Genomic DNA, 26877 nt, shown 5'->3' on the forward strand with positions numbered 1-26877 from the left:
GGTCGGGCTGTTGGCACTTTTTTTTAAAATTAAACATATTTAAACGTTTATTCTTCGCCGAGGAACGGGTATTCGTAGGTTACCGATGGCACGAAAGTCTCTTTGACACAGCGCGGATTTGTCCAGCGGATCAGGTTCAACGGACCTCCGGCCTTGTCGTTCGTTCCCGAAGCGCGTGATCCGCCGAACGGTTGCTGAGCGATGACCGCTCCGGTAGGCTTGTCGTTGATGTAGAAGTTGCCTGCGGCGTAACGCAGTTTACGAAACGCTTTGTCGATGGCATAACGATCGCGTGAGAAGATCGAGCCGGTAAGCCCGTAAGGTGATGTACGGTCGCACAGTTCGAGCGTTTCTTCATATGCATGATCCTCATACACGTAGATCGTAATGACAGGTCCGAAGATTTCTTCCGTCATCGTTTTGAACGCCGGATTCGTCGTCAGGATAACGGTCGGTTTTACAAAATAGCCGACCGACTTATCGCCTTTTCCTCCGAAAAGAATTTCGGCGTCCGGCGCTTGTCGGGCATGTTCGATATATCCCATGATGTTGTCGAACGATGTTTCATCGATCACGGCATTGACGAAGTTTGTGAAGTCCCGTACATCGCCCGTCTTGATCTCTTTCAGCATGTCGCCCACACGTTCTTTGACTTCTTTCCACAGCGAGACGGGGATGTATGCACGCGATCCGGCCGAACATTTCTGTCCCTGATATTCGAAAGCTCCGCGTACGATCGCTGCAGCTACCTCGTCGGCCGGTGCTGACGGGTGTGCGAAGATGAAGTTTTTACCGCCCGTTTCGCCGACGATCCGCGGATACGACTTGTATGCACCGAGATGTTCGCCGATCTGACGCCAGATGGTATTGAATGTTGCCGTAGACCCTGTGAAGTGGAAGCCTGCAAAGTCGGGATGCGAGACGATGACCTTACCGATGACACTCCCCTGACCGGGGATAAAGTTGACTACGCCATCGGGCAGTCCGGCTTCACGAAAAACTTTCATCAGGAGATAGTTCGAATGAATGGCCGTGGTCGACGGTTTCCAGACGGCTACATTGCCCATCATGGCCGGAGCCATGTTCAGGTTTGAAGCGATGGAGGTAAAGTTAAATGGGGTCAGCGAGAAAACAAAGCCTTCGAGTGCACGGTATTCCATGCGGTTCAGGATGCCTGCATCCGAGTAGGGTTGTCCGGCATAAACCTGTCCGGCATAGAATGTGCTGTAACGCAGAAAATCGATCAGCTCGCACGGGGCATCGATCTCAGCTTGAAAAGGATTCTTGCTTTGTCCCAGCATCACGGAAGCATTCAACAGATAGCGGTATTTTGTTGCAAAGAGTTCGGCTACTCGCAGCATGACTGAGGCACGTTCTACCCAGGGAAGCTCCGACCATTCACGATGCGCTTTCATCGCAGCATCGACAGCCATCTGCACTTCTTTCTCGCCGGCCTTGTGGTATGTGGCCAGCACGTGGTGATGATCATGCGGCATGACGACCTTGCCGGTATTTCCCGTGCGTATCTCTTTTCCTCCAATAATCAGAGGGATGTCCCATTCTTCGGCACTTAGTTGCGTTAAAGCTGCTTTCAGTGCTGTTTTTTCACTTGTGCCGGGGGCATACGCTTTTACCGGCTCATTGCCCGGGTTCGGAAACTTGAAAATTGCATTATCCATAACGTGTGTTTTTTATGTGTTTTCATTCTGCCTTAGATTCGTTCGAGGACTTTTTCGATCAGTTGAATCAGGCTCGTTTTATAGTCCGTGTTCATGTTTTTATCTACCCGTCCGGCGATGATGCAGCAGACCGTCAAGGCACGATGTCCCATCAAGGCCGACAGTCCGGCTAATGCTGAGCTTTCCATCTCGAAGTTGGTGATGCGTTGCCCTTCGAAGTCGAACGCTTCGATTTTCCAGTTCAGCTCCGGGTCGGTTAGAGGGAGGCGTAGCGAGCGTCCCTGTGCGCCGTAGAAACCGTTTGCCGCAATGGTGATGCCGCGTTGAATGTCGTCAAGCGTAATCTGTTCGAGCAGCGAAGGATCGGCCGGCACGACGTAAGGACGCAACCCGTCGATCGTCCAGTCGAGTTGCCGAAGCAATTCCTTCTCGAACGTCGTATCACGTATCTGCTCGGTTTGATCGTAGAAATAGATGACTCCGTCGAAGCCGATTGCGCGACCGGCAGCAACATACGTGCCGACGGGTACTGACGGTTGCAGCCCGCCGCTCGTTCCGATACGCACCATGGTCAGTTGACGGAAGTCGGGCTTGACCGTGCGTGTCGCCAGATCGATATTGGCTAATGCGTCGAGCTCGTTCAGGACGATGTCGATATTGTCTCCCCCGATACCGTGCGAAACAACGGTGATGCGTTTACCGTGATACCGACCGGTGATGGTGTGGAATTCACGACTCCGGACATCGCATTCCTTCTCGTCGAGATATTCTCCGATCATTGTCACGCGTGCCGGATCGCCTACTAAGATGATGCGGTCGGCCAGCTGTTCGGGTCTCAAATGCAGATGGAAAATACTTCCATCGTCGTTGATGATAAGTTCCGATGGCGGAATCATGGTTGTCTTCATACGAATTTCTCCTTATTTTTTTAATGTGTTGTTTTCGGCATTACGCGCCTTTTTTTCCCATTCTTTCACTTGTTTGCGTAGCTCGTCAAGCCTCTCTTCGTTCTTCAGGATCACCGGTTTTAACTGGGCTCGAGTGTTTTCGTCTCCCTTGGTGTAAGCGGTATAGTCGTCAGTCAGCCGGTCTTCGAGCATTCCGATTTGTTTCTTCAGCCCCTCCGCTTTTTCGTAGAAGGCTTTGGCATCCGCGTTGCGAATCTCATCCCATGTAAAATAGACGGTACGGTCGTTTACGATAAACTCGATCTCTTTTTCCGCTTTTTTTTCGCGAGAGGTGCTTTCTGTTTTGGCCGATGTGATGAGGGCCGTATAGTTGCGGCCGTCGGCCCATGTCTCCTTAATCGATTTCAATGCAGCCAAGCGACGAAGTTTTTCTGCGTTAATTCCTTCCGGTATCCGTTTTCGTGCAGCATCGGGGACGAACAGGTAGAGGCAAACCTTTCCTTCGGGCTGGTTTCGATCGGAAGCAAACCAACCGACCCCTTTGGCCTCGTCGATGACCATCATATAATCATTGGCAAGCGAATTAAACGGCATACTTAGTTGCTCGGGTGAGAGGAAACGGCTCCCATCGATGCTGTAACGCGTGATAAACAAGTCATATCCTCCAATCGATCCGTTTCCTTTCGATGCAAAATAGAGCGTACGCCCATCGCCTAACACAAACGGGTAGTTGTTATCGGCCGAATCGTTAGGGAAGATCGGTTTTTCGTCGGCCCAGTCGTCCATCAGTTTGGACTGGGTGAATAAGGCGAATGTTCCGTTCTTTTTGCGGCCGTAGTAAGCCCGGTCTCCTTTCGGAATGACGTACACAGGTGATGCGTTTTCGCCCGAAGCAGGAAACACGTTGTCGTAAGGTCGTATCTCGCCGTTGTCTTCGTGCAGGAAATAGGTTGAAAGCAGCTCTTCCTTATCAACGACCATGCTGTCGATTACCTGTACGAGCTCTGTATTATCCCTCATGCGAAGCATCCGTTCGGTCATCTCCAAGAGAGCTTCGTAGGGCTCGGTATCGACGTTCTTTTTCGCTATCAAGGCAATATAATCCTCCCACATCGGCACTGCCTCATCGAAGCGATACGTGTCGGTGTAGAGAAGCGCAAGATACCGGTACGACTCTGTGGCTTTCCGTTTATTTGCAACGAGCAGGTGCTTCTCGGCCGTATCGAGGTCGCCCGTCTCATAACAACATACGCCATACCATAGATTGTAAGACGAATTATTGGGCGATTGGGTGACTAATCGTTCGAAAGCCGGTTTGGCATCCTCGTAATGCCCTTCGTTATACAGTTTCTTGGCTTGATCGAGGCTCTGTGCATTCGCTCCGAACGTGATGCCGGCGAACAGGATCAGTCGGGCTATTTTTCCCGTTAATGATTTCATACGAAAATAAGTTGCAAAATTGTTCGATTCTCCAAAGATAGCCATAAATTTTTATCTACGGTTATTTTATGGCCAATTTTCATCTTTCACAGTCCGTTTTCTGCGAGGAAAGCAAAGATTCCCTTTGTATCATCGGGGTGAAACCATCGGATGGATTCATCGCGCTTGAACCACGTCATCTGTTTGCGAGCGTATACGCGGGTGTTACGTTTGATTTTGGCGACGGCCTCATCGAGTGAACAGCGACCGTCGATGTAAGCAAACAGTTCTTTATATCCGACGGTGTTCAGTGAGTTTAAGGCTCTATGCGGGTAGACTCGTCGCACCTCGTCCAGAAGGCCGTTGGCCATCATCCGATCGACTCGCCGGTTGATCCGTTCGAACAGTTCTTCACGTGGGCGTATCAGTCCGATTTTCAGAATACGGAAAGGACGCTTTTTGACGGTCTTTGTGCGGAACGAGGAATACGGTTTACCCGTCATACGGCAGATCTCGACGGCATGAAGCACGCGTCGGTGATTTTTCCGGTCTACCTCGTCGTAATGTAGCGGGTCAGCCTGTTTCAGTTCGTCGAGCAGAGGCGTGAGTCCGTGCCGTTCGTACTCGTTTCCGACCGCTGCGCGGATATCCGGTGTGACGGTCGGGATGTTGTCGATCCCCCTGCATACGGCGTCGATGTACATCATTGATCCGCCGGCCATCAGCACGGCTCGATGTTGTTTGAAGAGTGTTTGCAGAAGTGCCAGCGCATCTTCTTCAAAGCGGCTGGCGCTGTAATAGTCAGTCAGCTCGAGTAAGCCTACCAGATAATGTGTCACGGCAGCACGTTCGTCTGCCGTCGGTGCGGCCGTCCCGATAACGAGCTCTTTATAGAGCTGTCGCGAGTCGGCCGATAAGACGGGAGATTCGATGCGTCGTGCAATGCGAAGACTGAGTGCCGTCTTACCGACACCGGTAGGGCCGAGTAAGACGACGAGCGTATTCATTGTTGTTCAATAGCGTTCGTCGTAGGGAGCTTCCATCGACTCTTCATCAACTCCTTCGGTATCGCCGGCGTTATCCAATTCATCGTCATTAAACTCCGCATCGCCATAGAAGTCTTCACCCAGATCGAGGTTTTTCTCAATGCCAGCCTCTAATTCACCGGGTGAGAGGAACTGCACGGGTGGTTTTCCGACAGCCAGCGAGCAGACGGCTTCTTTGAGATTCTGTCCGGTGATGATCTCACTGAGTTCCATAAAGAAAGCACGCTCCGTCATGTAGTCGAACACGTACAGCAACTTCTGATGTTCGTCTTCAAGCAGTTCTTCGAGCGGCGTATCCTCCATCAGGTAGGTGTCTACTTCGGCCGGAGCCCCCATGTCAATCAGGGTGATTTCATTTTTCTTGCTCCAGTCGTCATCGCAGATAAAGAACGAGCACATCTCGTCTTTTCTGTATTTGACGGCGTCTGCGATTGCATGGTGCAAGTCGAGGAATGTCGCTTCCGAGCCGATCTTTATCTCGCGCCTAAAGTCGTTGGTTTCGTCTGACAGTAACAAAAAACGGTATACCATAATATTTGATTAATAATCTTTTATTCGTCAATAGAGCCTCGCACTATCCCGCGTTTGGACGACTTGATAAAGTTCAGAATCAGGTCGCGTTCTTTGCTTGCTTCGTATTCTGTTTCGATGGCCAGCAGGGCATCGGTATTGTTCAGTCCGCGTGTATATAATGTTCGGTAGATGTCTTGAATCAGGAAAACCTGCTGGTTGGTAAAGCCGCGCCGGCGAAGTCCGACAATGTTGATGCCACAGTAAGCGATCGGGTCGCGTCCGATAAGCGTATAGGGCGGAATATCTTTGCCTACGCGCGATCCTCCCTGTATCATCACATGTTGTGAGATACGGGTGAACTGGTGCACGAGTACACTGCCGCTGAGTATGGCGAAGTCGTCAATCTCCACTTCGCCGGCGATTTGTGACGCATTTCCGATGATAATGTTATTTTTCAGAATACAATCGTGTGCGATATGCGAGTAGGCCATTAATAAACAGTTGTTTCCAACAATAGTCTTACCTCTCGAGGCCGTACCTCTGTTGACGGTCACACATTCACGCACGGTCGTATGATCACCGATTTCGGCAGTCGTCTTTTCTCCGGCGAACTTCAGGTCTTGCGGTATTCCGGAGATCACGGCGCCCGGGAAAATATGACATCCTTTTCCGATGCGTGAACCTTCCAGAACGACGGCGTGCGGGTAGATACGGCAGTTGTCGCCGATCACCACATCTTTTTCGATGAATGCAAACGGTTCGACGGTTACATTCTTCCCTATTTGGGCTTCGGGATGTACAACGGCTAAGGGAGAGTGCATGACTTATTTGTTTTTAATGATTTGAGCCATAAACTCAGCTTCGCACACCACTTTTTCGCCTACGAAGACGTAACCTTTCATCGTTGAAACGCCTCGGCGTATCGGCGCCAGCAGTTGGAGGCGAAAGATGAGCGTATCTCCCGGCACGACTTTCTGGCGGAATTTCACACCGTCAATTTTCATAAAGTAGGTAGAATAACGATCCGGCTCGTCGACGGAGTTCAGTACGAGCAGTCCGCCGGTTTGCGCCATGGCTTCGACTAACAGGACTCCGGGCATGACTGGTTCCTGCGGGAAGTGTCCTTGAAAGAACGGTTCATTGACGCTTACGTTCTTGATACCTACAATATGATCACCTCCTATTTCAATAATCTTATCGACCAGCAGGAACGGGTAACGATGAGGGAGCAGTTCGCGGATCCGGTTGATGTCCATCAGCGGTTCTCGGTCGGGATCGTAGATCGGAGCTTGCACATTGTTGAGTTTGATGTCTTTGCGAATCAGTTGGGCCAGCTGGTTATTGATCTTATGTCCGGGACGAGTTGCGATGATATGTCCTTTGATCGGCTTTCCGATGAGAGCCATATCGCCGATCACGTCGATCAGTTTGTGTCGTGCCGGTTCATTCTTGCTGGTCAGCGGTTTGTTATTGATGTATCCGAGTTCCTGCACATCTTTACGGGGCAGTCCCAAAGCGTCGGCCATACGGTCTAACTCTTCCTGAGGCATTCTCTGATCGTAAATTACGATGGCGTTATCGAGGTCGCCGCCTTTGATCAGGCCGTTTTGGAAGAGCGTGTTGATTTCGCGCACAAAGACAAATGTACGCGAAGCAGCCAGTTCGTCGGCGAAGCGGTTGAGATCTGTCAGTGAGGCATACTGGTTGGAGAGTACGGGCGAATCGAAGTTGATCAGCACATTGACGCTAAACTTGTCATCGGGAAGGATGACGAGAGAAGCGCCTGTCGCTTCATCTCTCACTTCGATTTTGCGACGCACGATGTAATAGTCGCGTGGAGCATTCTGTTCGGTCAGTCCGACACTCTTGATGCCTTCGGAGAAAGGGAGTGCGCTGCCGTCGAGGATAGGAAATTCAGGCGCGTCGACTTCGATCAGGCAGTTATCGACTTCCCACGCGTAGAGGGCAGCCATCGCATGTTCGATGGTGCTGATCTGTACATTGTTTTTACCAATGACCGTGCCCCGTTGTGTATGGATCACGTTCTCGGCTAATGCATCAAGGACAGGTTGTCCTTCGAGGTCGGTACGTTTGATCTTGTATCCGTGATTTTCGGGGGCAGGCTTGAACGTGATATGGATGTCCAGTCCTGTGTGAAGCCCTTTGCCCTGCAAGGAAAATTCGGACGCGAGTGTCTTTTGCTTATGCATCGTATTGTCTGTTTATTGTTTTTTCTGTTTCAGTTCGTCTATTTCTTTCTTCAGCCGGTTCAATTCAAGGTATATCTCCGGTAATTTACGGTAGATAATACCCGAACGGAAGAAGTTTTTGATCGGTATGGCAGGTGAGCCCATGACGCGGGAGCGGGCTTCGATATGACTGATGATCCCGGACTGCGCTCCGATTTGCGTGTCGTCGCCGATATTGATATGTCCGCCGAGGCCTACTTGTCCGCCGATCATACATCGGGCACCTACCTTCGTAGAACCGGAGATGCCTACTTGAGCCGCCATGACGGTGTTTTCGCCAACTTGGACGTTGTGCGCGATCTGGACGAGGTTGTCGAGCTTAACACCTTTACGGATAACGGTCGAATTCATCACCGCGCGATCGATGGTCGTATTGGCTCCCACTTCTACATCGTCTTCAAGCACGACATTACCGAGCTGCGGAATCTTTTTATACTCGCCGTTTTCAGGGGCAAACCCGAATCCGTCGGAACCGATGACGGCCCCGGCGTGGAGAATACAGTTTTTGCCGATGACGCAGCCGTTGTAAATCGTGACGTGAGGATATACAATCGTATGATCGCCGAGCGTCACGTGGTCACCGATATAAGCGTGCGGGAAGATACGGCATCCCTCACCGATGGTGGTATTTTCGCCGATGTAGGCAAACTCTCCCACATAGCCATCTTTCCCGACACTGGCCGAGGCAGCGATAAAAGCCGAGGCGGCAGTACCCTTCTTCGGCTCGTTCCGCTGTTCTACCACGTTGAGCAAGGAAGCCAGCGCGGCATACGCATTGGGCACTCTGATGAGCGTCGCCGCTACGGGTGCCGAGGGGCTGAAATCATTGTTAACCAGAACGAGGCTGGCTTGGGTACCGTAGATATAATGTTCGTATTTGGGATTGGCCAGAAAGGTGAGTGTACCCGGCTGTCCTTCTTCGATCTTTGAGAAATTATGTACCTTCACGGCCGAATCTCCCTCTATCGTCCCGTTTAGAAAATCAGCTATTTGTTGAGCCGTAAACTCCATTCGCTTTATTTGTTCTTTATGTAAATTAAAGTCCACAAAGATACTAAAAAATTGAAACTGCCTATATTTTACGCTGAATAATTGCTTTTTCGCGGCGGATATTTTCCGCCGTTACGGGCGTGGGGCATACGGTATGTGTGCATGCTTTGCGGATGCATACGATGTATGGAGCATTACGGGTCTAAGAAAAGCTCGACGGCATGGTCGTAATCGAGGTATTCTTCCGCGCCTTCGTCATCATTATATCCGGGACGGTAGAGGTAACACTTTCTTTCTTTGATATCGTAAGAGAAAAAGCCGAGGGTCTCGATTCTGGGGGCATCGTCGCTGTCGAGAAAGAGACGTGCGCTGTACGTTGAACTTTCACCATCGTCCGGTGTACTGTCGAACATGATGCGTACATACATTCCAGGATAATCTTTTTTCGCATCGCGATACATTTGGGTCGAGAAGAGAAGGCACGAAACGATATCTTCTTCACTCTCGGGCTTGGCCATGAACGAAAATTCTTTCACTACACGGGCCTTGAGGCGTTTGTTCGTGACGTCGTCACTCTCACAGTAGATGTTCCATTCGTCCGATTCGTCTTTGCGGAAGTAAAGCAGGCCTTGTACGACGCTCTCTTTACCGTCCTGAAACGTTATTTTGGAGAACGACGAACGGTAAATCGCGTCGGTCAGGCGTTCCACCTTGATGTCGCCGTCGATGCGTTGTGCGAATCCGGGATGATTCTTCAGATACCCTTTTTTCAGCCTGACGGCTCTCGAGGGTGAGACCATCGTCCCGTAAAGATGGAGATGATACGCGTAGAGCGGCTCCAGTTCGGCCAGTCGGGCGGCTGTATGCGCGTCGTTCCATGCGTGTGTCAGGGTGCGGAGCTGTTCTTCCGTATCATGCTGCCCCCGCATCGAAAGAGCAGGCAGCATGAACGCGATGAGCAAAAGGAATATTCGATGTTTCACAGATGTTGCGTATGTTGGATGAATCAATTCGGTTATGTGAACTTTTCGCGTGTTGCCTTACAGGTATTCGTCCAGATAGCTGGCCATTTGCTCCTGCACGACTTGTGCTTCACAACGGGCGGCTTCGGCAAACGCTTCCGTCCGGTCAGCGTACAAAATAGCGCGCGAGGAGTTCACGATCAGTCCGCATGTCTTGTTCATTCCGTAACGGCATACTTCTTCGAGCGAACCGCCCTGCGCGCCTACGCCGGGAACGAGCAGGAAGTGATTCGGGGCGATGCGGCGAATGTTTTCGAACATCCGTCCCTGTGTGGCTCCGACAACGTACATCATTTGTTCGTCGTTGCCCCATTGCTGCGACTTGTGCAAGACGCGTTCGAAGAGCTTTTCCCCGCAAGCGTCGTCCGTCAATTGAAAATCGTGTGATCCTTTGTTCGACGTGAGGGCAAGCAGAATGACCCATTTGCCTGCGTAACCGAGAAAAGGCGTAACACTGTCTTCGCCCATATACGGGGCGATGGTCAGCGCGTCCACCTCCGTTTCTTCAAAGAATGTACGGGCATACATGGCCGATGTATTTCCGATATCTCCCCGCTTGGCGTCGGCAATGATGAATTGATCGGGGTAATGCTCGCGCACGTAGCGCACCGTTTTTTCAAACGCCATCCAGCCTTTCACTCCGTAGCATTCGTAAAAAGCCAGATTGGGTTTATAAGCGATGCAGTACGAAGCCGTGGCATCGATAATGGCTTTGTTGAAGGCAAAGATCGGATCGTCTTCTTTCAACAGATGCGGAGGGATTTTTTGTAGATCCGTATCCAGTCCGACACAAAGAAAAGACGCCTTGTGCCGAATATTCTCAAATAATGTTTGTTTGGTCATAGTCATTTTGTCAGTTTATTCAATTTATATTCGGTTTGATGGGGATGGAGAAGCGGCTCTACAACTCGCTGTCTTTTATCCGTTCGGCATTTTCGGCAACGATGAGGCGGTCGATGCAGTCCTGTATATCCCCGTTCATAAAAGCGGCGAGGTTGTAAATCGTATAATTGATGCGATGGTCGGTGATGCGCCCTTGCGGGAAATTGTAGGTGCGGATTTTGGCAGACCGGTCACCTGTGGAGACCATCGTCTTGCGACGCGAGGCAATATCGTCGATATACTTCTGATGCTCCTTGTCGTAAATGAAAGAACGCAGACGGGCGAGAGCACGTTCCTTATTCTTCGGCTGGTCGCGCGTCTCGGTACATTCGATGTGGATTTCTTCCACGATACCGGTCAGCGGGTTCTTCCAGTTGTAATTCAGACGCACACCGGACTCCACCTTGTTGACGTTCTGTCCGCCCGCGCCACTGCTGCGGAACGTGTCCCAGCGGATTTCTCCCTCGTTAATCTCGACATCGAACTCATCGGCCTCGGGAAGCACGGCTACCGTAGCGGCCGATGTATGCACTCGTCCCTGCGTCTCGGTCTGAGGTACGCGCTGTACGCGATGCACGCCCGATTCGTACTTGAGGACGCCGTATACCCCGTCGCCGGTGACGGTGAAGATGATTTCCTTAAAGCCGCCCGACGTCCCTTCGTTGCAGCTCGATACGGCAATTGTCCAGCCTTTCGTCTCGCAGTATTTCGAGTACATCCGGAACAGATCGCCGGCAAACAACGCTGCTTCATCGCCTCCTGTGCCGCCGCGAATCTCCACAATCGCATTTTTCGCGTCTTCCGGATCGGCGGGAACGAGCATCAATTTGATTTTCTCTTCACACCGGGGGATTTTCTCTTCACATTCGGTTACTTCTTCACGTGCCATCTCCTTCAGGTCGGGATCACTCTCGCTCATCAGGATGCGTTTGCTTTCGTCAAGGTTGCCCAACAGGTTTTCGTACTCCTTTTTAGCCGCGATAAGGTCTTCGAGACTTTTGTACTCTTTCGTCAAACGAACGAAACGCTTTTGGTCGGCGATGACTTCCGGGTCGGTAATCAGCGTAGAAACCTCGTCGAAGCGTCCGGTAAGGCCTTCGAGTTTCTGAAGCAGGGAATGATGATCTGTCATCTAAATAAAAGGTATAATGATGATGAAAAATGAAACATGACGGAGGCTCTTACTTTAATATGTAAACTCGCCGAACTCGCTTCGGATGATTAACTCTTTCTTTTCTCCCGGCTCGACGCATCCTATCACCTGCGCGTCGACGCCGAACGATTTGGATACGGCAATCACCTCGTCTGCTCTTTCGGGTGCGAGGTAAATCTCCAGTCGATGGCCCATGTTGAACACTTTATACATCTCCGCCCAGTCTGTTCCGCTTTGTTCCTGTATGATGCGGAACAATGGCGGAACGGGGAAAAGGTTGTTTTTTACGACGCGTACCTGATCCACGAAGTGCAGGATTTTTGTCTGCGCACCGCCCGAGCAATGTACCATGCCGTGTATCTCACCACGCATCGTATCGAGCAGCTTTTTTACTACCGGCGCGTACGTGCGGGTGGGAGAGAGCACCAACTTCCCGGCATCGAGGGGTACGCCGTCTATGGTATCGGTCAGCGTCATGCCGCCCGAGTAGACCAGTTCGCGAGGTACCGCCTCGTCGTAACTTTCGGGGTATTTTTCGGCCAGATAGCGGGCAAAGACATCGTGCCGCGCGCTCGTCAGACCGTTGCTCCCCATCCCTCCGTTATACTCCTTCTCGTAAGTGGCTTGTCCGAACGATGCCAGCCCGACGATCACATCGCCGGGGCGTATACGTGCATTATCAATCACATCGCTGCGACGCATGCGGCAGGTAACCGTACTGTCGACGATGATCGTGCGTACCAAATCGCCGACGTCGGCCGTTTCACCACCGGTGGCATAGACGCCTACGCCCATATCGCGCAGCTCGTCCAGCAGCTCGTCCGTGCCGTTGATAATGGCTGAGACCACTTCGCCGGGGATAAGCATTTTATTTCTGCCGATCGTGCTTGATACAAGGATATTGTCGATCGCGCCTACGCAGAGCAGGTCGTCGATATTCATAATCAGCGCGTCTTGCGCAATACCTTTCCACACGGACAGGTCGCCCGTCTCTTTCCAATAGAGATAAGCCAGCGATGACTTGGTTCCGGCGCCGTCGGCATGCATAATGTTGCAATACTCCGGGTCTCCGCCGAGAATATCGGGGATAATCTTGCAAAAGGCTTTCGGGAAGATGCCCTTATCAATGTGCCGGATGGCGTTGTGTACATCTTCTTTCGATGCGCTTACGCCGCGTTGCATGTATCGTTGATCATTCATCGTTTATGTTGTTTTTTAGAGGTCGATGTCTGTTTTTTTGCACTTGAGGCCGTTTTTTTTGTGGCCGCCCCTGGCTTGGCGTACGTTTCTTTTTTTGTCGTGTCCCGAACTTTCGAACCGGTTGCCTCGGCTGCAGGACGGGTTGCCGACTGCCTCAGAATCACCGGCGGATCGGTTTCTTTCGCCGTATCGAAGTAATACAGCCCGTATTTTTCAATTAGCCCGATCAATTTGACGGCGTAGTGCGGATCGGTCGCGTAACCACATTTTTTCAAACCGTGTGCCCAGGCCTTATAGTCCGTTGTCCTTAACCGGAAGAGAGGTTTGTAATGGTCTCGTCCGGTGAGAAAAAGAGAATGGTCTTCGAACGATTCTTCTACTCTCACATACTTTCGAAACGGTTCCTGCTTCAGATCGTCGTCTTTGTGGATGCAAGGCCCTTCCCAGTTCTTACATTTAATTCCGAAATGGTTGTTGCCTGCCAGTGCCAAATAGCTCTGCCCCGCGCCCGATTCCAACACTCCCTGCGCCAAAATAATGCTAGCCGGGATGTTGTGCTTGCGTTGCTGTCGGATAGCCGTCTTGTAATAGGTCCGGATATACTCTTCGCAGACCGACGGGCTGAGTTTCTCCGGCGATGGTGGAAGCAGCGTACCGGTCATACAGCGTACCGGCCCTGTGACAAGAATTCCTATTAACCACGTGTAATAATATGAGCGAAAGCGATGCAGCATTGGTCCGTTATCTGAGTTTAAGCGTTTCTCCTTCTGCCGGAACATAATCCGGGTCTTTGCGATTGAGTTTGTAAAGGCTCTTCACGCGTATACCATAATATTGCGAAATGCTGTGCATGGATTCGCCCATCTGTACTTGATGGAACAGATTCGGCATTTCGGCCTTCTTCTTCTTCTTTTCCAAATAGATGATGTCGCCTTGACGGAGTGGAAAATCTTCGCGTACTTCGTTGTATCGTGCCAGCTCCTTCGTCTTGAATCCGAGATCATCGGCGATTTGTGCAAACGAGTCGTCATAGCGTGCAATGGTATAAATCAGTCCGTAGGTCTTGTAAACATTTCGCGGGAGCAATCTTTCGCCATCGTTGGCAGAAGATATTTTGGGTTGTACCGATTCTTTCTTGAGTCTCTTTTTCGATGCTTCTTTCTTGGACGAGGAGGCTTTCTTTCCGCTTTTCCCACCCATGTCGTAAAGATACAACTCGTAATCTTCGATCAGTTTGATGAGTTTGTTGGCATAGGCCCGATCGGTTGCATATCCGCATTGTTGAAGTCCTTTAGCCCATCCCCGGTAGTCTTTTTTATTCAGTAGAAACAGTTTGGTATAGCGTGAACGTTCGGCTAAAAAGCGGGAATGATCTTCGTATGAGTCCGTAACCGAACCGTATGTGCGGAAGCATTCGTTTCTCAAATCGTCGTCATGATACGTCTTTTTACCTTTCCAGTTGTTATGACATTTGATGCCGAAGTGATTATTCGCCTCTCTGGCCAGCTTTGCCCGACCGGCATCCGACTCAAGAATTGCCTGAGCCAGCTTGATGCTGGCCGGAATATGATATTTTTTCTCTTGTTCGACAGCCAAATGATTGTACCGATCGATATACTGTTCATACGATGCGATCTTACGTTGCCCTGAGGCCTGCCAAATAACCGTAAGGCCGGTCAACACAACGAGCGTCTGTCGGGTATATTTGTTCATAGTCAATATACTTTCTTCGGAATTAAGAATGCAAATTTAGATAAAATCCTCGAGATTTTACACCGGGCAGATAAAAACACAAGGCCGACGCTCTGTTTTCTGTCCCCTCCTCTGCGTGTTCTTAGCCACAATTTTACTATCTTGGAGGAAAAAAAATTTAAAAAAATAATTATGAACAGAACTCGAACAGTTGCCGGCCTTGATGTGCACAAAGATAGCATCTATCTCTGTATTATGGGGTATGACCAGGCCATTATTTGGGAAAATACTTATGGAGTGCTTACTCCCGACTTGCGTCAGATGCATCATGACATGAGAGCCCATGGTGTCACCGAAGCAGCTATGGAGAGCACGGCCGTCTATTGGGTTCCGGTATGGACGGAACTCTGCGAATCGATGGAACTCAGATTGGTGAATCCCTATTTCATCAAGCAGCTTCCCGGCAGGAAAAGTGACGTGAAGGATGCCCGATGGATCGCGGAGTGTCTTCTGAAAAATCTGATCAAGGGAAGCTTCGTTCCCGAGCCCATCGTTCAGGATATGCGCAAATTGAACCGCCGTATCATGGACCTGTGCGAAGATACGACCTACAACAGCAACAAACTCGACGCAGCTTTGCAAAGATGCGGTTTTAGGCTCAGCAATTACGTGGCTACCACCAAAAGCAAAAGCTATCGGTCTGTACTCAAAGCGATAATCGACGGACAGACCGATCCTGATGAACTCCTCAGTCTTGTGCATGGACGCATACTCAACAAACATGGACGTGAGAGGGTGAAAGCCGCGCTGACAGGCTCGTTCTCAGAAACCGACCTGATTGTTCTCAGACAATTGAAGGAAACACTCGACCTGATCGAAGAACAGACGGCGTACTGTCAGCAAGAACTCGTCCGGCTCTGCAAAGAACATTACCCCAAACCATACGAACGCCTGCAAACCATCCCCGGTGTCAAGGAACGCGCAGCCACGGCAATCATTGCGGAAACAGGTGTTGATATGAAGATGTTCGCTACGGCGGCAAGCCTTGTGGGATGGTGCGGTCTGAAACCGCGTAACGATGTAAGCAACGGGCGTTTCAAAAGCAGAAAAGTGACACACGGAAACAGATACCTCAGACAAATATTGATCGAAATTGCATGGGCTGCATCACGAACCCGAAACTGTTTCTTCTCTCATTTCAGCTACCTCCAAACTACCGTCAAGAAAAAGAACAAAATGAAGATCCAGGTGGCCATCGCCCGGAAAATACTCGTTGCCGTATGGCACATGCTCTCCAAAGAAGAGGATTTCATTGACATTTATCTCAAAAGGCAGGAAGAGTTGAAAAGAACAGAAGGACAAATCAAACTGCTTGAATCGTATATGGCCGATTAGCCATTTGATATACCTTTCGGTGCCACGTAATTACCTTTGTGGTGCACAGAGTAGCCCGTTTCGCAAATTTACAGATACACCGGAAGGAGTCGGACACCGGCATAAGCTACCCAAGCTTGTAGAGGAAAGTAACATACTTATATTCGCAATCTCCGAGACACACCGACCGTCACGGAGCCAACAGTCGTGTGTTATAGTCACCCAAACAACCGAATTTGGGAGGGATTGAGCAGCAATCTAAGCAAACTCACAAAATACGTTTTAGAGGAAAGGTAAAGAAATAAATCGAAATATGTTTTGTCGGGAAGGGGCCGGCTTTCGTTGTACGACCCGGAGAACGCTGCTTCGTTCGGAGCATATACGAGTCTGTTCTGTGTTTTTACCACAATGCAAAAATAACAGTTTTCATGCTAAAATGCCTGAAGGCAGTCTGGCGGAGTTGCATAATTATTGAAAACAACGTAGTTTTGCAACCTAAAAAATATTGTATAGAGAAAACACATGAAAAAGAAATTCGTTTATTTGTTAGAACTTTGGGTGATGGTTGTGGCTGTACAGGCACAGATTCTGACCCCTGTTAAATGGAAAATCCAACTGGAAGACTCTGAATTTGCAGAAAAGACTGTGACATTCACGGCAACGGCCGATCGGGGCTGGCATATCTACGATATGAACTTACCCAAAGGTGGGCCGATTTCGACTTCGATCACCTATGAGACACTCAGAGGCGCCGAGTTACTTGGGAAGCCTGTGCCATCGATGGCTCCCAGCGTTGTGCATGACGAGCAGGCATATCCCGGTCTCGAACTGCGGTGGTATTCGGGAACCGTGACATTTACGCAGAAGATCAAAGTGACCGATCCGAAAGCATTCAAGATGGTCGGGGAAGTGGAATACATGGCTTGCAACGATGAGTCTTGCTTGCCTCCCGAGACGGAGTCGTTTACGTTTGATTACAGACACGTAAAAAAAACGGCACAAGCAGCCGAAGCGACTCCTTCCGATACGGTGGTCTCCGAAGAGCTTGCCGATGGGACACAAGTAGACGGCGAGGGAGCCATGCAGGCACTCGAACTCACTCCGGCGATGCGCAATGCCACAAGGACAGCCACCCCGGATGGCGTACTTACCCTTAGACAAGAATTGTGGACACCGGTGATCAATGACCTCAAATCGTTCGGAGATGCGACGGTCTCGGCCACCGATACGTCATGGCTTTATATTCTTCTGGCCGGATTTGTCGGTGGATTGATTGCTTTGCTGACACCTTGCGTTTGGCCTATGATACCGATGACGGTAAGCTTTTTCCTCAAACGTAATAAAAGTCGCCGGAAAGCGATCCACGATGCGCTGATTTATGGCGTTTCCATCATTGTCATCTATCTCACGATGGGACTCCTTATTACCGGGGTCTTCGGAGCCAGTGCTCTGAATGATCTTTCGACGAATGCTGTCTTCAATATCATTTTCTTCCTGTTACTCGTATTGTTTGCCGTGTCATTCTTCGGGGCGTTTGAGTTGGTACTCCCGGCTTCATGGACGAACAAAATGGACAGTAAGGCCGATTCGACCTCCGGCATTTTGAGCATATTTTTCATGGCCTTCACGCTGGCGCTCGTTTCGTTCTCCTGCACAGGCCCGATTATTGGGACGTTGCTTGTCGAAGCGGCTTCGCAGGGTATGAGCATCGCTCCAGCTATCGGGATGTTTGGCTTTGCATTGGCGCTCGCCATTCCTTTTGCCCTGTTCGCAGTGTTTCCGAACCTGCTTCAGAACATGCCAAAGTCCGGTGGATGGTTAAACTCGGTGAAGGTCGTTCTGGGCTTCCTCGAACTGGCCCTCGCCCTTAAATTTCTCTCCGTGGCCGATCTTGCCTACGGATGGCGAATCTTGGACCGCGAAGTATTTCTCGTGTTGTGGATTGTGATTTTCGTGTTGCTGGGGATCTATCTGCTCGGAAAGCTCAAACTTAAACACGACAGCGATCTGCCTTATCTTTCCGTACCGCGACTTTTTATGGCGATTGTCTCGCTCGCGTTTGCCGTTTATATGGTTCCCGGGCTATGGGGAGCACCGCTGAAAGCCATCAGCGCTTTTGCTCCGCCACTCTATACCCAGGATTTTAATTTGTACGAAGATGAGGTACATGCCGTTTATGACGACTATGAAGCAGGGATGGCTTATGCCGCATTGGCAAATAAACCGGTATTGATCGATTTCTCCGGTTACGGATGCGTGAACTGCCGGAAGATGGAAGCTGCGGTATGGACAGATCCGGCCGTCAAGAAACTCATTGACGAGAAATTTGTGTTGATTACCCTGATTGTCGACGACAAGACAAAGCTCCCGGCTCCGATCGTCATTGAAGAAAGCGGTAAGGAACGTAAGTTGAAAACAATCGGTGACAAGTGGAGTTATTTGCAGCGTCATAAATTCGGGGCGAATGCACAGCCGTTCTATGTAATTCTCGATAACGAAGGGAAGCCTCTCTCCCCCTCGTATGCCTTTGACGAAGAGGTAGCCAAGTATGTAGGGTTCCTCGAAAACGGCTTGCGTCACTACCAGCAGAAAGGGAAGTGAGGATGAGCACAAGAGAAGAACGTTTGGAGGCTTTCGGGCGTCTGCTTGATGTCATGGACGAATTACGTGAGAAGTGTCCATGGGATCGAGAGCAGACGAACGAAAGCCTCCGTGCCAATACGATTGAAGAGACTTATGAGCTGAGCGAAGCGATCCAGAAAAATCTTCCGGCCGAGATCGAGAAAGAACTCGGTGATCTGCTTTTGCACATTGTCTTCTATGCCAAAATAGGCGAAGAGAAGAATGAATTCGATATTAAAGATGTATGTAATACGTTATGCGACAAGTTGATATTTCGTCATCCCCACGTTTTCGGCGATGCCATGGCTGAGAACAGTGGGGCTGTGGAGCAGTCGTGGGAACAGTTGAAACTGAAAGAGAAAAACGGAAACAAAACGGTGCTCGACGGAGTGCCCTCCTCGCTTCCTTCGCTGATTAAGGCGTACCGCATGCAGGACAAGGCGCGCAATGTGGGTTTCGACTGGGAGAAGCGTGAACAGGTATGGGATAAGATCCAGGAGGAGCTCAACGAATTCCGTGCCGAGGTGGATCGCATGGAGGCGGACAAGATGGAAGCCGAGTTCGGTGATTTTCTCTTCGGGATGATTAATGCCGCACGGCTCTACAAAATCAATCCCGACAATGCACTCGAACGGACGAATCAAAAATTTATCCGCCGTTTCAACTATCTCGAAGAACATACGATTCGACAGGGGCGATCGCTCAAAGAGATGACCTTGGCCGAAATGGATGTCCTTTGGGACGAAGCCAAACAGCTCGGACTCTGATTTATTGCGGTAAAAGTATTTTGAACCACAAAAATGAGGGCTGAATCCTTGTATGGAATTCAGCCCTTCTCGTTACCTTTGTTTTTATCGTAAATTATTATAGCGATGAACAAAGGAAAAATCCCCAGGGAATTTCTTTTTGTTGCATTCAGTGGGACGGTGTAACATAAATGCTCTTTTTGGTAACATCGCAACGTGTGGCTGTTGAATGGATCATCTAATTTCGCATCCGAAAAACAGATTGGATATGATACGTCGTGCATTGCTTCTTTTTGCTCTCATTTATTGTTTGCCGGATGTGGCGTCGCTTGCAGGTCAATCGGCCGACGGTGGTCGCTGCCAAATCGCTTTCAACTCCGGATGGCTCTTTTCGAAGAATGAAGCCAACGCCGTCTTGCCGGATAGAACGACGGCCGGATGGCAAGCCGTACAGCTTCCTCATACCTGGAACGATAAGGATGTACTGGCCGACGGCCGGAGAGGATACTACCGCGGCGTCGGCTGGTACAAGAAAAGATTTCGTCTTGTTCCCGAAAAGGGAAAAAGGTATTTCCTTCGGTTCGAAGGGGTGAATCAAACGGCCGAAGTGTTTGTAAACGGGAAACCGGCCGGAGAACATACGGGCGGTTACACCGCTTTCAACGTCGATTTAACGCCTTTTCTTGAGGCATCGGGAGAGCAGTACATCGCCGTAAAAGCCGACAACAGCCATCGGGACGACGTGCCGCCCCTGTCCGCCGATTTCACTTTCTTCGGCGGCATATACCGGCCGGTACATTTGATCGCCACGGGCGAACAGCATTTCAGCATGTCGGACTACGGAGGCCCCGGAATCTATATCACCACTCCCCGGGTAACGCCTCACGGCGCCGACGTAACCATCACGTACCACCTGCAAAATTGCAGCGACGCTCCTCAAGCTCTGACACTCGAGACCGTCATCCGGAAAGATGTCGCCTCCGCTTTGGCAACAAAAAACACCGCGGTAACCATCTCCGCCTTCGGCGATACGGTTGTAACGGTAACCTGCTCGGACGTGCGGAATTTTGATCTGTGGAGCCCCGATCATCCGGCAATGTATTATGTGGAGAGCCTGCTGAAACAATCGGGCAAACGAGTCGACAACCTGTCTCAGCCCCTCGGATTCAGATGGTTCCGTTTCGATCCGGAAAAAGGCTTTTTCATCAATGGAAAAAACATCAAGCTGATGGGTGCGAATCGCCATCAGGACAGGATACCCTACGGCAATGCGTTGAGCAATGATATGCATCGGCAGGATCTGCGCCTGCTCAAAGAGATGGGAGGCAACTTTCTGCGCAACGCGCATTATCCTCAGGCTACGGAGGTGCTGGATCAGGCCGACCGGCTGGGCTTTGCCGTATGGGAGGAGATTCCTCTCGTAAACGAAGTGACCGTCGGCCCGCGACATACCGAGAACACGACCGTGATGCTCAAAGAGATGATCAAGCAGCATTACAACCATCCTTCGGTGGTGATCTGGGCCTATATGAACGAGATCTACTGGGCGCACCGGTATAAGCCGCAAGAGGAGATTGCCGGGAGGAACCGGGCGACGCTCGAATTGGCTCGGCGTCTTGAACACATTGTACGGGAACTTGATCCGTATCGATATACGGCTATGGCGATGCACAATGATCCCGCTTACGAGGAGACCGGGTTGGGAGATATCCCGATGATTGCCGGCTGGAACCTGTATCACGGTTGGTATTACGGTATATACGAAGATTTCGGGACATTTATGGACGAGCAGCGACGCAAATACCCGAAGCGCATTCATTTGATCAGTGAATACGGGGCAGGGTCCGATGTACGGTTGTATTCCGAAAAACCGGAGAAGTTCGATTTCACTGTCGAAGAGCAGACCCGTTTCACCCGTTCCATCACCACGCAAATCCTCGACCGGCCTTATATTGCCGGAGGCGCGCTGTGGAATCTGGCCGATTTCAGTTCCGAAAGAAGGGTAGATGCCACTTCCCATATCAACAACAAAGGACTGGTAACAGCCGACAGAAAACCCAAAGACGCTTATTATCTGATGCAGGCGTTGCTGTCGGAAAAGCCGGTTGCGCGATTGGGATATCCTTTCCGCAACCGGTGGGTACACGCCGCAACCTCGCCTTCCGATACGCTGGTGCCTGTGCGGATGCACGCATTCTCGAATCAAAAGAGCGTATCGCTGTATGTAGACAATCGTCTCTTCGGAGAAGCGGAGGTAAAAGACGGGATGGCGGAGTGGGAGATGAAACTTATCCCAGGAAGGCATCTGTTGTCTCTCGCACCGAACAGTCCCGATACGCCGGAGAAGCAGATCGACGTCCGGCTGATTCCGTTCCGTCCGGATGGGAAGGAGGAGGCGGAGCTGGCAATGAATGTCGGAGCCAATTACGCTTTTATCGACACCCGCACAGATCTCTACTGGCTGCCCGAACGGACATACGAAAAGGGCAGCTGGGGCGTCGTGGGCGGAGAACCGCTTTACGTGGGAGGTAAAGTGGGAACCAAGGAGGACATCCTCGCCGTGGACGAAGAAGACCCTCTCTACCAGACGATGCGTGTAAACCCGGAGGGATTCGGAGCCGATCTGCCCGATGGAACGTACGAGATCGAGCTGTTGATGGTCGATTACGTAAAAAAATCGCGGCGCTTTGCCGACGAGGACAAAGGGATTACCTACGAACCGGGGCAGAGAGTCTTCGGCGTATCGGTCAACGGAACGTCGATTCTTCCCGAAATCGATCTGGGCGGCAGCTACGGTCTGAATGTACCGTGCAGGCTTACCTTCAGATACACGGTCACAGATAACGCCGGGTTATCGATCAAATTTCATCCTGTCAGCGGAGAACCGGTATTAAGTGCCGTTCGCATTCGGAAGGTCGAATTTTAATAGTAAATGAATCCTGTGTACTAGCAATGGTGTAACATAATCCCAGATTCCGCGATAGAAAAAATCTTATCTTTGCATTTTATAATTTCTAATGCGTAGCGATAGACACAAAGCCGGTATGAAGTTTGAGTTATCCTTTACCAATAAAGAGATTACGCCTTGGGGCGGAATGGTATTTTTGAAGCAAATGTTAGACAAAATCGGGTTTAAAGAACAGGTGTTTTCTTGCCATTCTTTACCTACCCAAAACTCTAATCGTGCTTATGATGTGGACGTAATTTTAGAGTCTTTTATAACCAGTATTTGGTGTGGTGCCAACCGCTTTTTGCATACCGAGGTTACTCGGGCAGATAAGGCATTGGGACACATCTTCGGTTGGAAACATACCCCTGCACAAGACGTTTACAAGCGATATTTTTCCAAATTCAATGCCAAAACCAATTTGGAAGTTGCTCGTCATTTCTTTAGTTGGTTTTTCAAGAGTTTGAATATTAACTTTTTTACACTCGATATTGACTCTTCGGTAATTACTCGTTATGGGGAACAGGATGGCGCTACAAAAGGCTATAATCCTAAGAAAAAGGGCAGAAAAAGTCATCATCCCCTCATTGCATTTGTCAACGATATAAAAATGGTTGCCAATTTTTGGCTTCGTAGCGGAAACACGAATGCTTCCCATAATTTCATTGGTTTTTTGGAAGAGACTTTAGCCATGTTTGGCAACAAAAAAGTCGGCTTGGTACGACTTGACAGCGGTTTTTGCCAGGGAAATATATTTGACTGTTTGGAGGAAAAATCTTTACCTTACATTGTTGCAGCCCGATTTACACACCCCATTCAACACCTGATAGACAAACAGGATTTTTGGGTAAAAGTAGATGACGGTATAGAGATTTGCGACAAAACCTATCAGGCACAATCTTGGCAAAAACCAAGAAGAATCGTTATTGTAAGGCAAAAAATAGAGAAAAGACCTCAAGCGGGCGGAAAACAGTTGAGCCTTTTCCCCGAAGATGAAATCCATCGTAACTACCGATACTCTGCCTATTTTACGAATCAAACCTGCTCAATGGTCGATGTTTGGAGAACCTACCGTATGCGGGGAGATGCTGAGAACAGAATAAAAGAGTTGAAGCAGGATTTTGGGGCTGAAAGTTTTAATCTAAAAGACTTTTATGCAACCGAAGCTGCCTTGATTTTTTCGATGACAGCCTACAATTTAATGTCTCTGTTCCGTCTATTTGTTCTTCAAGAAAAAACGCAAAAAACACTATCTACACTGCGTTACAGAACCTTTGCTATAGGGGCATATTTTGAAAGGACCGGCGATACGCTCAAACTAAAAATAGCACTTACTAAAAAACGACGAAAATGGTTCATCGGACTATGGGATTACCCCATAAATCTGAACCAAAAAATTCCTATTGCGTAATCTGGGATAATTCCTCTTTTTGGTAACATCATAATGATGGATATGAATCAATGATGATTAATTTCGCAAAATAAATCATGAAAAGGTACACATTATTATTGGAGATTCGGCTTTAGATGAATATACGGCATGGTTAAATAACAAATAATCAGACACTTTATTTTCTAAAAAGACAATCATTGAAAAACAGAACGAATGGAAAGACGCTTATTTCTTACAGTTACGACCCTTTGCTTTCTGATCGCAGGAATGTCGATACAAGCTCAAACCTATGAGATACGGGGGATCGTTGTCGATGCCGATACGCAGGAGCCTCTTCCCGGAGCAGCGGTGTACGATCAGGCCAATTACAACGGTACGGCCACCGATCTGGAAGGGCATTTCCGTTTGACCGGTCTGAAAAGCGGAAAAACCGTGCTTACCTTTTCCTATCTGGGGTACAAGACCGAAGAAAAAACCGTGAACATGCCTGCCGACCATCATCAGGCGATGACGATCCGTTTGTCGCCGGCAGACAAGGTGTTGGCCGAAGTGGTGGTCGTGGGCAGCTTCGAGGGACAGCAGCGGGCGCTCAACCAGCAACGGGCTGCCGATAACATCAAGAACGTCGTTTCGGCCGACCTCATCGGAAAGTTTCCCGATAAGAACGTGGCGGAGGCATTGCAGCGACTGCCCGGGATCAACATCGCCCGCGACAAAGGCGAGGGTTCCACCGTCTCCATACGCGGTACGCCGCAGCATTTCACCAACATCAGCATCAACGGCGAGCAGCTTGCGTCGGTACAGCAGAGCGGAACGAGAACCGAATCGCTCGATCTGATTCCCGCAGACCAGCTCGGCTCCATCGAGATCACCAAAGCATTGACGGCCGATATGGACGGCGATGCCGTGGGCGGAAACATCAACCTGAGAACTCCGACCGCCCGATCGGACAAATTCCGCATCAAGGGAGACCTCGGGATGGGATTCAACGACCTCTCCGGGAAGCTGAACTACATCGGCAAACTGCAATTCAGCCGGCGCTTCTTCCGCGACGCGAACACCTCGCAGGGGCGTTTCGGCGTGCTGATCAGTGGGAGCTATTACGGCAACAACAACTCCGAAGACCGCATGGATGCTTCCTGGTCGGGCATCAGGAAGCCGGTCGAGATGGTGAACGAACGTCTCATCATGCCGGAAGATTTTCAGTTCCGAAAGACGGAGAACAAACGTACACGCGTAGGCACGACCGTTACCCTCGACTACAAGGTGAAACATCACGAAATCGTCTTTAACTACATGTACAATTACCGGAAAGACGACGACGTGCGCAATCGCCTGCGATTCGATTTCAACAGAAACGGGTCGGAATGGATTACGCACGACAGCCTGAGACGCGGAAGAATACGCCGCGATATCAACCTTTGGAAAGAGATCAAATCGAACCACAACTTCAACCTCGAAGGTACCCACCGGTTTGGGCGCTGGACGTTCGATTGGGGTACATTCTATACCGCCTCGAAGCGAGACCATACCAGTACCCGGGGCGATTTCGCGTGCAACGATGTAACCATCGTAGCCGATAACCCGCGGGGCGTGTTGGCCGAAGTGCCTCAGTTCAGACCGATCGTCCCGTTAAATATCAAAAATCCGCTGTTGTTCGATAATTTCAGGAGGTACGAAGAAGATATGGGAACGACCGACGCCTCGAATCTCGTGGGGAAATTCAATCTTCAGAAAAACTACATGCTGAAAGATTATGCGGGTGTCTTTAAATTCGGAGGAAAGGTGAGGAGTGTAACGAACGATAAGTACCGAAACAACCGGGTGCTCTCTTTCTTCGATCCGAATCAGGAAGTAAATCTGGCCGAGGCTTTTGCGCACGTTTCCGGAACTACCGAACCCAAGGAGTTTCTGAACGGAAGGTATGCGTTCGGCCCCAGAGTGGATAAAGAAAAGTTTACCCGTTATATGGCTTCGCACCGGAGATTGCTTACCGAGTCGGACGACTCGTGGGATGCCGAGCGGCTGTCGAAGAACGATACCTACAACGCGAAGGAGAACGTATACGCTGCCTATCTGATCAACCGCATCCAAATAAAAAAGATCCTGTTGATTACCGGAGTGCGGTATGAATACAATGACGTAAACTACAGCGCGTTCGACGTGAAGCGGTCGGGTACGAAGATCGTAGCTACTCCCATCAGCGGCGGAACAAACTACGGCTTTCTGTTACCGAGCGTACACGTCAAGTACAGCCTCGATGAGCTCACCAATTTCCGGTTTGCCTATACCCATTCTTACGCCAAACCCAACTTCGTGGATATCGTACCGTTTATCAATTACGATGCCGATGCGGCGCGGCTGTTTATCGGCAACACCAACCTGAAACCTTCGCTGTCGAACAACATCGACCTGATGTTCGAGAAGTACAACCGCAGCGGAGGAGTCGTTTCCGCCGGGCTGTTCTACAAGAACATGAACCGTTTTCAGTTCACGAGAATCATTCCTTCGCTCATCGAAGACTATCCCGGCTTCCCTCAAACGGCAGGGTTCGAGTTCCGCCAGGAGCAGAACGGCGAAAGAGCGACGGTCTACGGTTTCGAGTTTAATTTTATGCGTAAGCTCAATTTCCTCCCCGGAGCCATGAAGGGTTTGAGCGCCTACCTCAATTATACCTTCACCGGAAGCGATGCCAGCACGCAGGACCGGAGCAACATGCGGCTGCCCGGACAGGCCATGCATACCGGAAACGCCTCGCTTTCGTGGGACTACAAAGGGTTCAGCAGCAAGGCCAGCCTCAACTACAACGGCTCGTACATCCATTCGGTGGCCAGTAACGAGAACGACGATATTATTCAGGACGACCGGTTTCAACTGGATCTGAATCTCTCGCAGCAGATCACGAAGAGGATCAGCCTCTATGCCGAGTTTGTGAACATCACGAACTCGCCTGCCCGTCAGTATCAGGGAAACAGCAATCAGATATCACGCCTTGCTTACTTCGGCTGGTGGAATCGATTTGGCATTACTTACAGACTTTAA

At 50.1% G+C, this 26877-nt stretch carries 20 protein-coding genes; 6 read left to right on the forward strand and 14 right to left on the reverse strand.

The window, feature by feature from the left end; all coding sequences use genetic code 11:
- Positions 1-47 precede the first annotated feature (47 nt).
- The 14 genes from pruA to BFO_RS05975 form a co-directional block, all read right to left on the reverse strand.
- The gene (gene pruA, locus BFO_RS05910; protein WP_014224723.1) at positions 48-1679 is read right to left on the reverse strand and encodes an L-glutamate gamma-semialdehyde dehydrogenase; all 1632 of its coding nucleotides are present in this window, start codon (positions 1677-1679) and stop codon (positions 48-50) included.
- 32 nt (positions 1680-1711) lie between these two features.
- A complete protein-coding gene (locus BFO_RS05915) occupies positions 1712-2587 on the reverse strand; it encodes a nucleoside phosphorylase (RefSeq protein ID WP_014224724.1) in 876 nt (291 codons plus the stop codon).
- 12 nt (positions 2588-2599) lie between these two features.
- Positions 2600-4027, reverse strand: coding sequence for a tetratricopeptide repeat protein (locus BFO_RS05920; protein WP_041590720.1), 1428 nt, complete (start codon positions 4025-4027; stop codon positions 2600-2602).
- A gap of 86 nt (positions 4028-4113) precedes the next feature.
- Complete coding sequence (gene miaA / locus BFO_RS05925; RefSeq protein ID WP_014224726.1) at positions 4114-5013, reverse strand: tRNA (adenosine(37)-N6)-dimethylallyltransferase MiaA; 900 nt, start codon at positions 5011-5013, stop codon at positions 4114-4116.
- A 6-nt stretch (positions 5014-5019) separates the two neighbouring features.
- Entirely contained in the window at positions 5020-5583 is a 564-nt protein-coding gene (locus BFO_RS05930; RefSeq protein WP_014224727.1) for an IS1096 element passenger TnpR family protein, read from the reverse strand.
- Positions 5584-5603: 20 nt separating this feature from the next.
- Positions 5604-6386, reverse strand: a complete 783-nt coding sequence (gene lpxA / locus BFO_RS05935) for an acyl-ACP--UDP-N-acetylglucosamine O-acyltransferase (RefSeq protein ID WP_014224728.1) — start codon at positions 6384-6386, stop codon at positions 5604-5606.
- Positions 6387-6389: 3 nt separating this feature from the next.
- Positions 6390-7775, reverse strand: a complete 1386-nt coding sequence (locus tag BFO_RS05940) for a bifunctional UDP-3-O-[3-hydroxymyristoyl] N-acetylglucosamine deacetylase/3-hydroxyacyl-ACP dehydratase (RefSeq protein ID WP_014224729.1) — start codon at positions 7773-7775, stop codon at positions 6390-6392.
- 12 nt (positions 7776-7787) lie between these two features.
- Positions 7788-8825, reverse strand: coding sequence for a UDP-3-O-(3-hydroxymyristoyl)glucosamine N-acyltransferase (gene lpxD / locus BFO_RS05945; RefSeq protein ID WP_014224730.1), 1038 nt, complete (start codon positions 8823-8825; stop codon positions 7788-7790).
- Positions 8826-8998: 173 nt separating this feature from the next.
- The gene (locus BFO_RS05950; RefSeq protein ID WP_141728972.1) at positions 8999-9787 is read right to left on the reverse strand and encodes a hypothetical protein; all 789 of its coding nucleotides are present in this window, start codon (positions 9785-9787) and stop codon (positions 8999-9001) included.
- Between the two features lie 57 nt (positions 9788-9844).
- The gene (gene pyrF / locus BFO_RS05955) at positions 9845-10669 is read right to left on the reverse strand and encodes an orotidine-5'-phosphate decarboxylase (protein WP_041590721.1); all 825 of its coding nucleotides are present in this window, start codon (positions 10667-10669) and stop codon (positions 9845-9847) included.
- Between the two features lie 58 nt (positions 10670-10727).
- Positions 10728-11840, reverse strand: coding sequence for a peptide chain release factor 1 (prfA, locus tag BFO_RS05960; protein WP_014224733.1), 1113 nt, complete (start codon positions 11838-11840; stop codon positions 10728-10730).
- A gap of 54 nt (positions 11841-11894) precedes the next feature.
- Entirely contained in the window at positions 11895-13061 is a 1167-nt protein-coding gene (locus tag BFO_RS05965) for an AIR synthase related protein (protein WP_014224734.1), read from the reverse strand.
- Positions 13058-13795, reverse strand: a complete 738-nt coding sequence (locus tag BFO_RS05970) for a glycoside hydrolase family 73 protein (RefSeq protein ID WP_014224735.1) — start codon at positions 13793-13795, stop codon at positions 13058-13060. Before BFO_RS05970 ends, BFO_RS05965 begins: the two co-directional genes overlap by 4 nt.
- Before the next feature lie 7 nt (positions 13796-13802).
- On the reverse strand, positions 13803-14774 hold the full coding sequence (locus BFO_RS05975; protein ID WP_014224736.1) for a glucosaminidase domain-containing protein: 972 nt from the start codon (positions 14772-14774) through the stop codon (positions 13803-13805).
- 171 nt (positions 14775-14945) lie between these two features.
- On the opposite strand from BFO_RS05975, the gene BFO_RS05980 reads away from it, so the two are divergent.
- The 6 genes from BFO_RS05980 (at position 14946) to BFO_RS06005 (ending at position 26877) form a co-directional block, all read left to right on the forward strand.
- Positions 14946-16148, forward strand: a complete 1203-nt coding sequence (locus tag BFO_RS05980) for an IS110 family RNA-guided transposase (protein ID WP_041591157.1) — start codon at positions 14946-14948, stop codon at positions 16146-16148.
- A 501-nt stretch (positions 16149-16649) separates the two neighbouring features.
- A complete protein-coding gene (locus BFO_RS05985) occupies positions 16650-18728 on the forward strand; it encodes a protein-disulfide reductase DsbD family protein (RefSeq protein ID WP_014224739.1) in 2079 nt (692 codons plus the stop codon).
- A 2-nt stretch (positions 18729-18730) separates the two neighbouring features.
- Positions 18731-19516, forward strand: a complete 786-nt coding sequence (gene mazG / locus BFO_RS05990; RefSeq protein ID WP_014224740.1) for a nucleoside triphosphate pyrophosphohydrolase — start codon at positions 18731-18733, stop codon at positions 19514-19516.
- 247 nt (positions 19517-19763) lie between these two features.
- A complete protein-coding gene (locus tag BFO_RS05995) occupies positions 19764-22421 on the forward strand; it encodes a glycoside hydrolase family 2 (protein WP_014224741.1) in 2658 nt (885 codons plus the stop codon).
- Between the two features lie 91 nt (positions 22422-22512).
- Positions 22513-23853 carry an IS1380 family transposase gene (locus BFO_RS06000; protein WP_014223539.1) on the forward strand — a complete coding sequence of 447 codons (1341 nt, stop codon included), beginning with the start codon at positions 22513-22515 and terminating at the stop codon, positions 23851-23853.
- Positions 23854-24048: 195 nt separating this feature from the next.
- Positions 24049-26877, forward strand: a complete 2829-nt coding sequence (locus BFO_RS06005) for a TonB-dependent receptor (RefSeq protein ID WP_014224742.1) — start codon at positions 24049-24051, stop codon at positions 26875-26877.

Origin of the sequence: Tannerella forsythia 92A2 (genome assembly GCF_000238215.1) — a bacterium.
Taxonomy (GTDB): Bacteria; Bacteroidota; Bacteroidia; order Bacteroidales; family Tannerellaceae; genus Tannerella; species Tannerella forsythia.

Excerpts from the sequence above, each read along its gene's own strand:
- pruA (WP_014224723.1), bottom strand. The coding sequence starts at position 1,679 with ATGGATAATGCAATTTTCAAGTTTCCGAACCCGGGCAATGAGCCGGTA.
- BFO_RS05915 (WP_014224724.1), bottom strand. The coding sequence starts at position 2,587 with ATGAAGACAACCATGATTCCGCCATCGGAACTTATCATCAACGACGAT.
- BFO_RS05920 (WP_041590720.1), bottom strand. The coding sequence starts at position 4,027 with ATGAAATCATTAACGGGAAAAATAGCCCGACTGATCCTGTTCGCCGGC.
- miaA (WP_014224726.1), bottom strand. The coding sequence starts at position 5,013 with ATGAATACGCTCGTCGTCTTACTCGGCCCTACCGGTGTCGGTAAGACG.
- BFO_RS05930 (WP_014224727.1), bottom strand. The coding sequence starts at position 5,583 with ATGGTATACCGTTTTTTGTTACTGTCAGACGAAACCAACGACTTTAGG.
- lpxA (WP_014224728.1), bottom strand. The coding sequence starts at position 6,386 with ATGCACTCTCCCTTAGCCGTTGTACATCCCGAAGCCCAAATAGGGAAG.
- BFO_RS05940 (WP_014224729.1), bottom strand. The coding sequence starts at position 7,775 with ATGCATAAGCAAAAGACACTCGCGTCCGAATTTTCCTTGCAGGGCAAA.
- lpxD (WP_014224730.1), bottom strand. The coding sequence starts at position 8,825 with ATGGAGTTTACGGCTCAACAAATAGCTGATTTTCTAAACGGGACGATA.
- pyrF (WP_041590721.1), bottom strand. The coding sequence starts at position 10,669 with ATGACCAAACAAACATTATTTGAGAATATTCGGCACAAGGCGTCTTTT.
- prfA (WP_014224733.1), bottom strand. The coding sequence starts at position 11,840 with ATGACAGATCATCATTCCCTGCTTCAGAAACTCGAAGGCCTTACCGGA.
- BFO_RS05965 (WP_014224734.1), bottom strand. The coding sequence starts at position 13,061 with ATGAATGATCAACGATACATGCAACGCGGCGTAAGCGCATCGAAAGAA.
- BFO_RS05970 (WP_014224735.1), bottom strand. The coding sequence starts at position 13,795 with ATGCTGCATCGCTTTCGCTCATATTATTACACGTGGTTAATAGGAATT.
- BFO_RS05975 (WP_014224736.1), bottom strand. The coding sequence starts at position 14,774 with ATGAACAAATATACCCGACAGACGCTCGTTGTGTTGACCGGCCTTACG.
- BFO_RS05980 (WP_041591157.1), top strand. The coding sequence starts at position 14,946 with ATGAACAGAACTCGAACAGTTGCCGGCCTTGATGTGCACAAAGATAGC.
- BFO_RS05985 (WP_014224739.1), top strand. The coding sequence starts at position 16,650 with ATGAAAAAGAAATTCGTTTATTTGTTAGAACTTTGGGTGATGGTTGTG.
- mazG (WP_014224740.1), top strand. The coding sequence starts at position 18,731 with ATGAGCACAAGAGAAGAACGTTTGGAGGCTTTCGGGCGTCTGCTTGAT.
- BFO_RS05995 (WP_014224741.1), top strand. The coding sequence starts at position 19,764 with ATGATACGTCGTGCATTGCTTCTTTTTGCTCTCATTTATTGTTTGCCG.
- BFO_RS06000 (WP_014223539.1), top strand. The coding sequence starts at position 22,513 with ATGCGTAGCGATAGACACAAAGCCGGTATGAAGTTTGAGTTATCCTTT.
- BFO_RS06005 (WP_014224742.1), top strand. The coding sequence starts at position 24,049 with ATGGAAAGACGCTTATTTCTTACAGTTACGACCCTTTGCTTTCTGATC.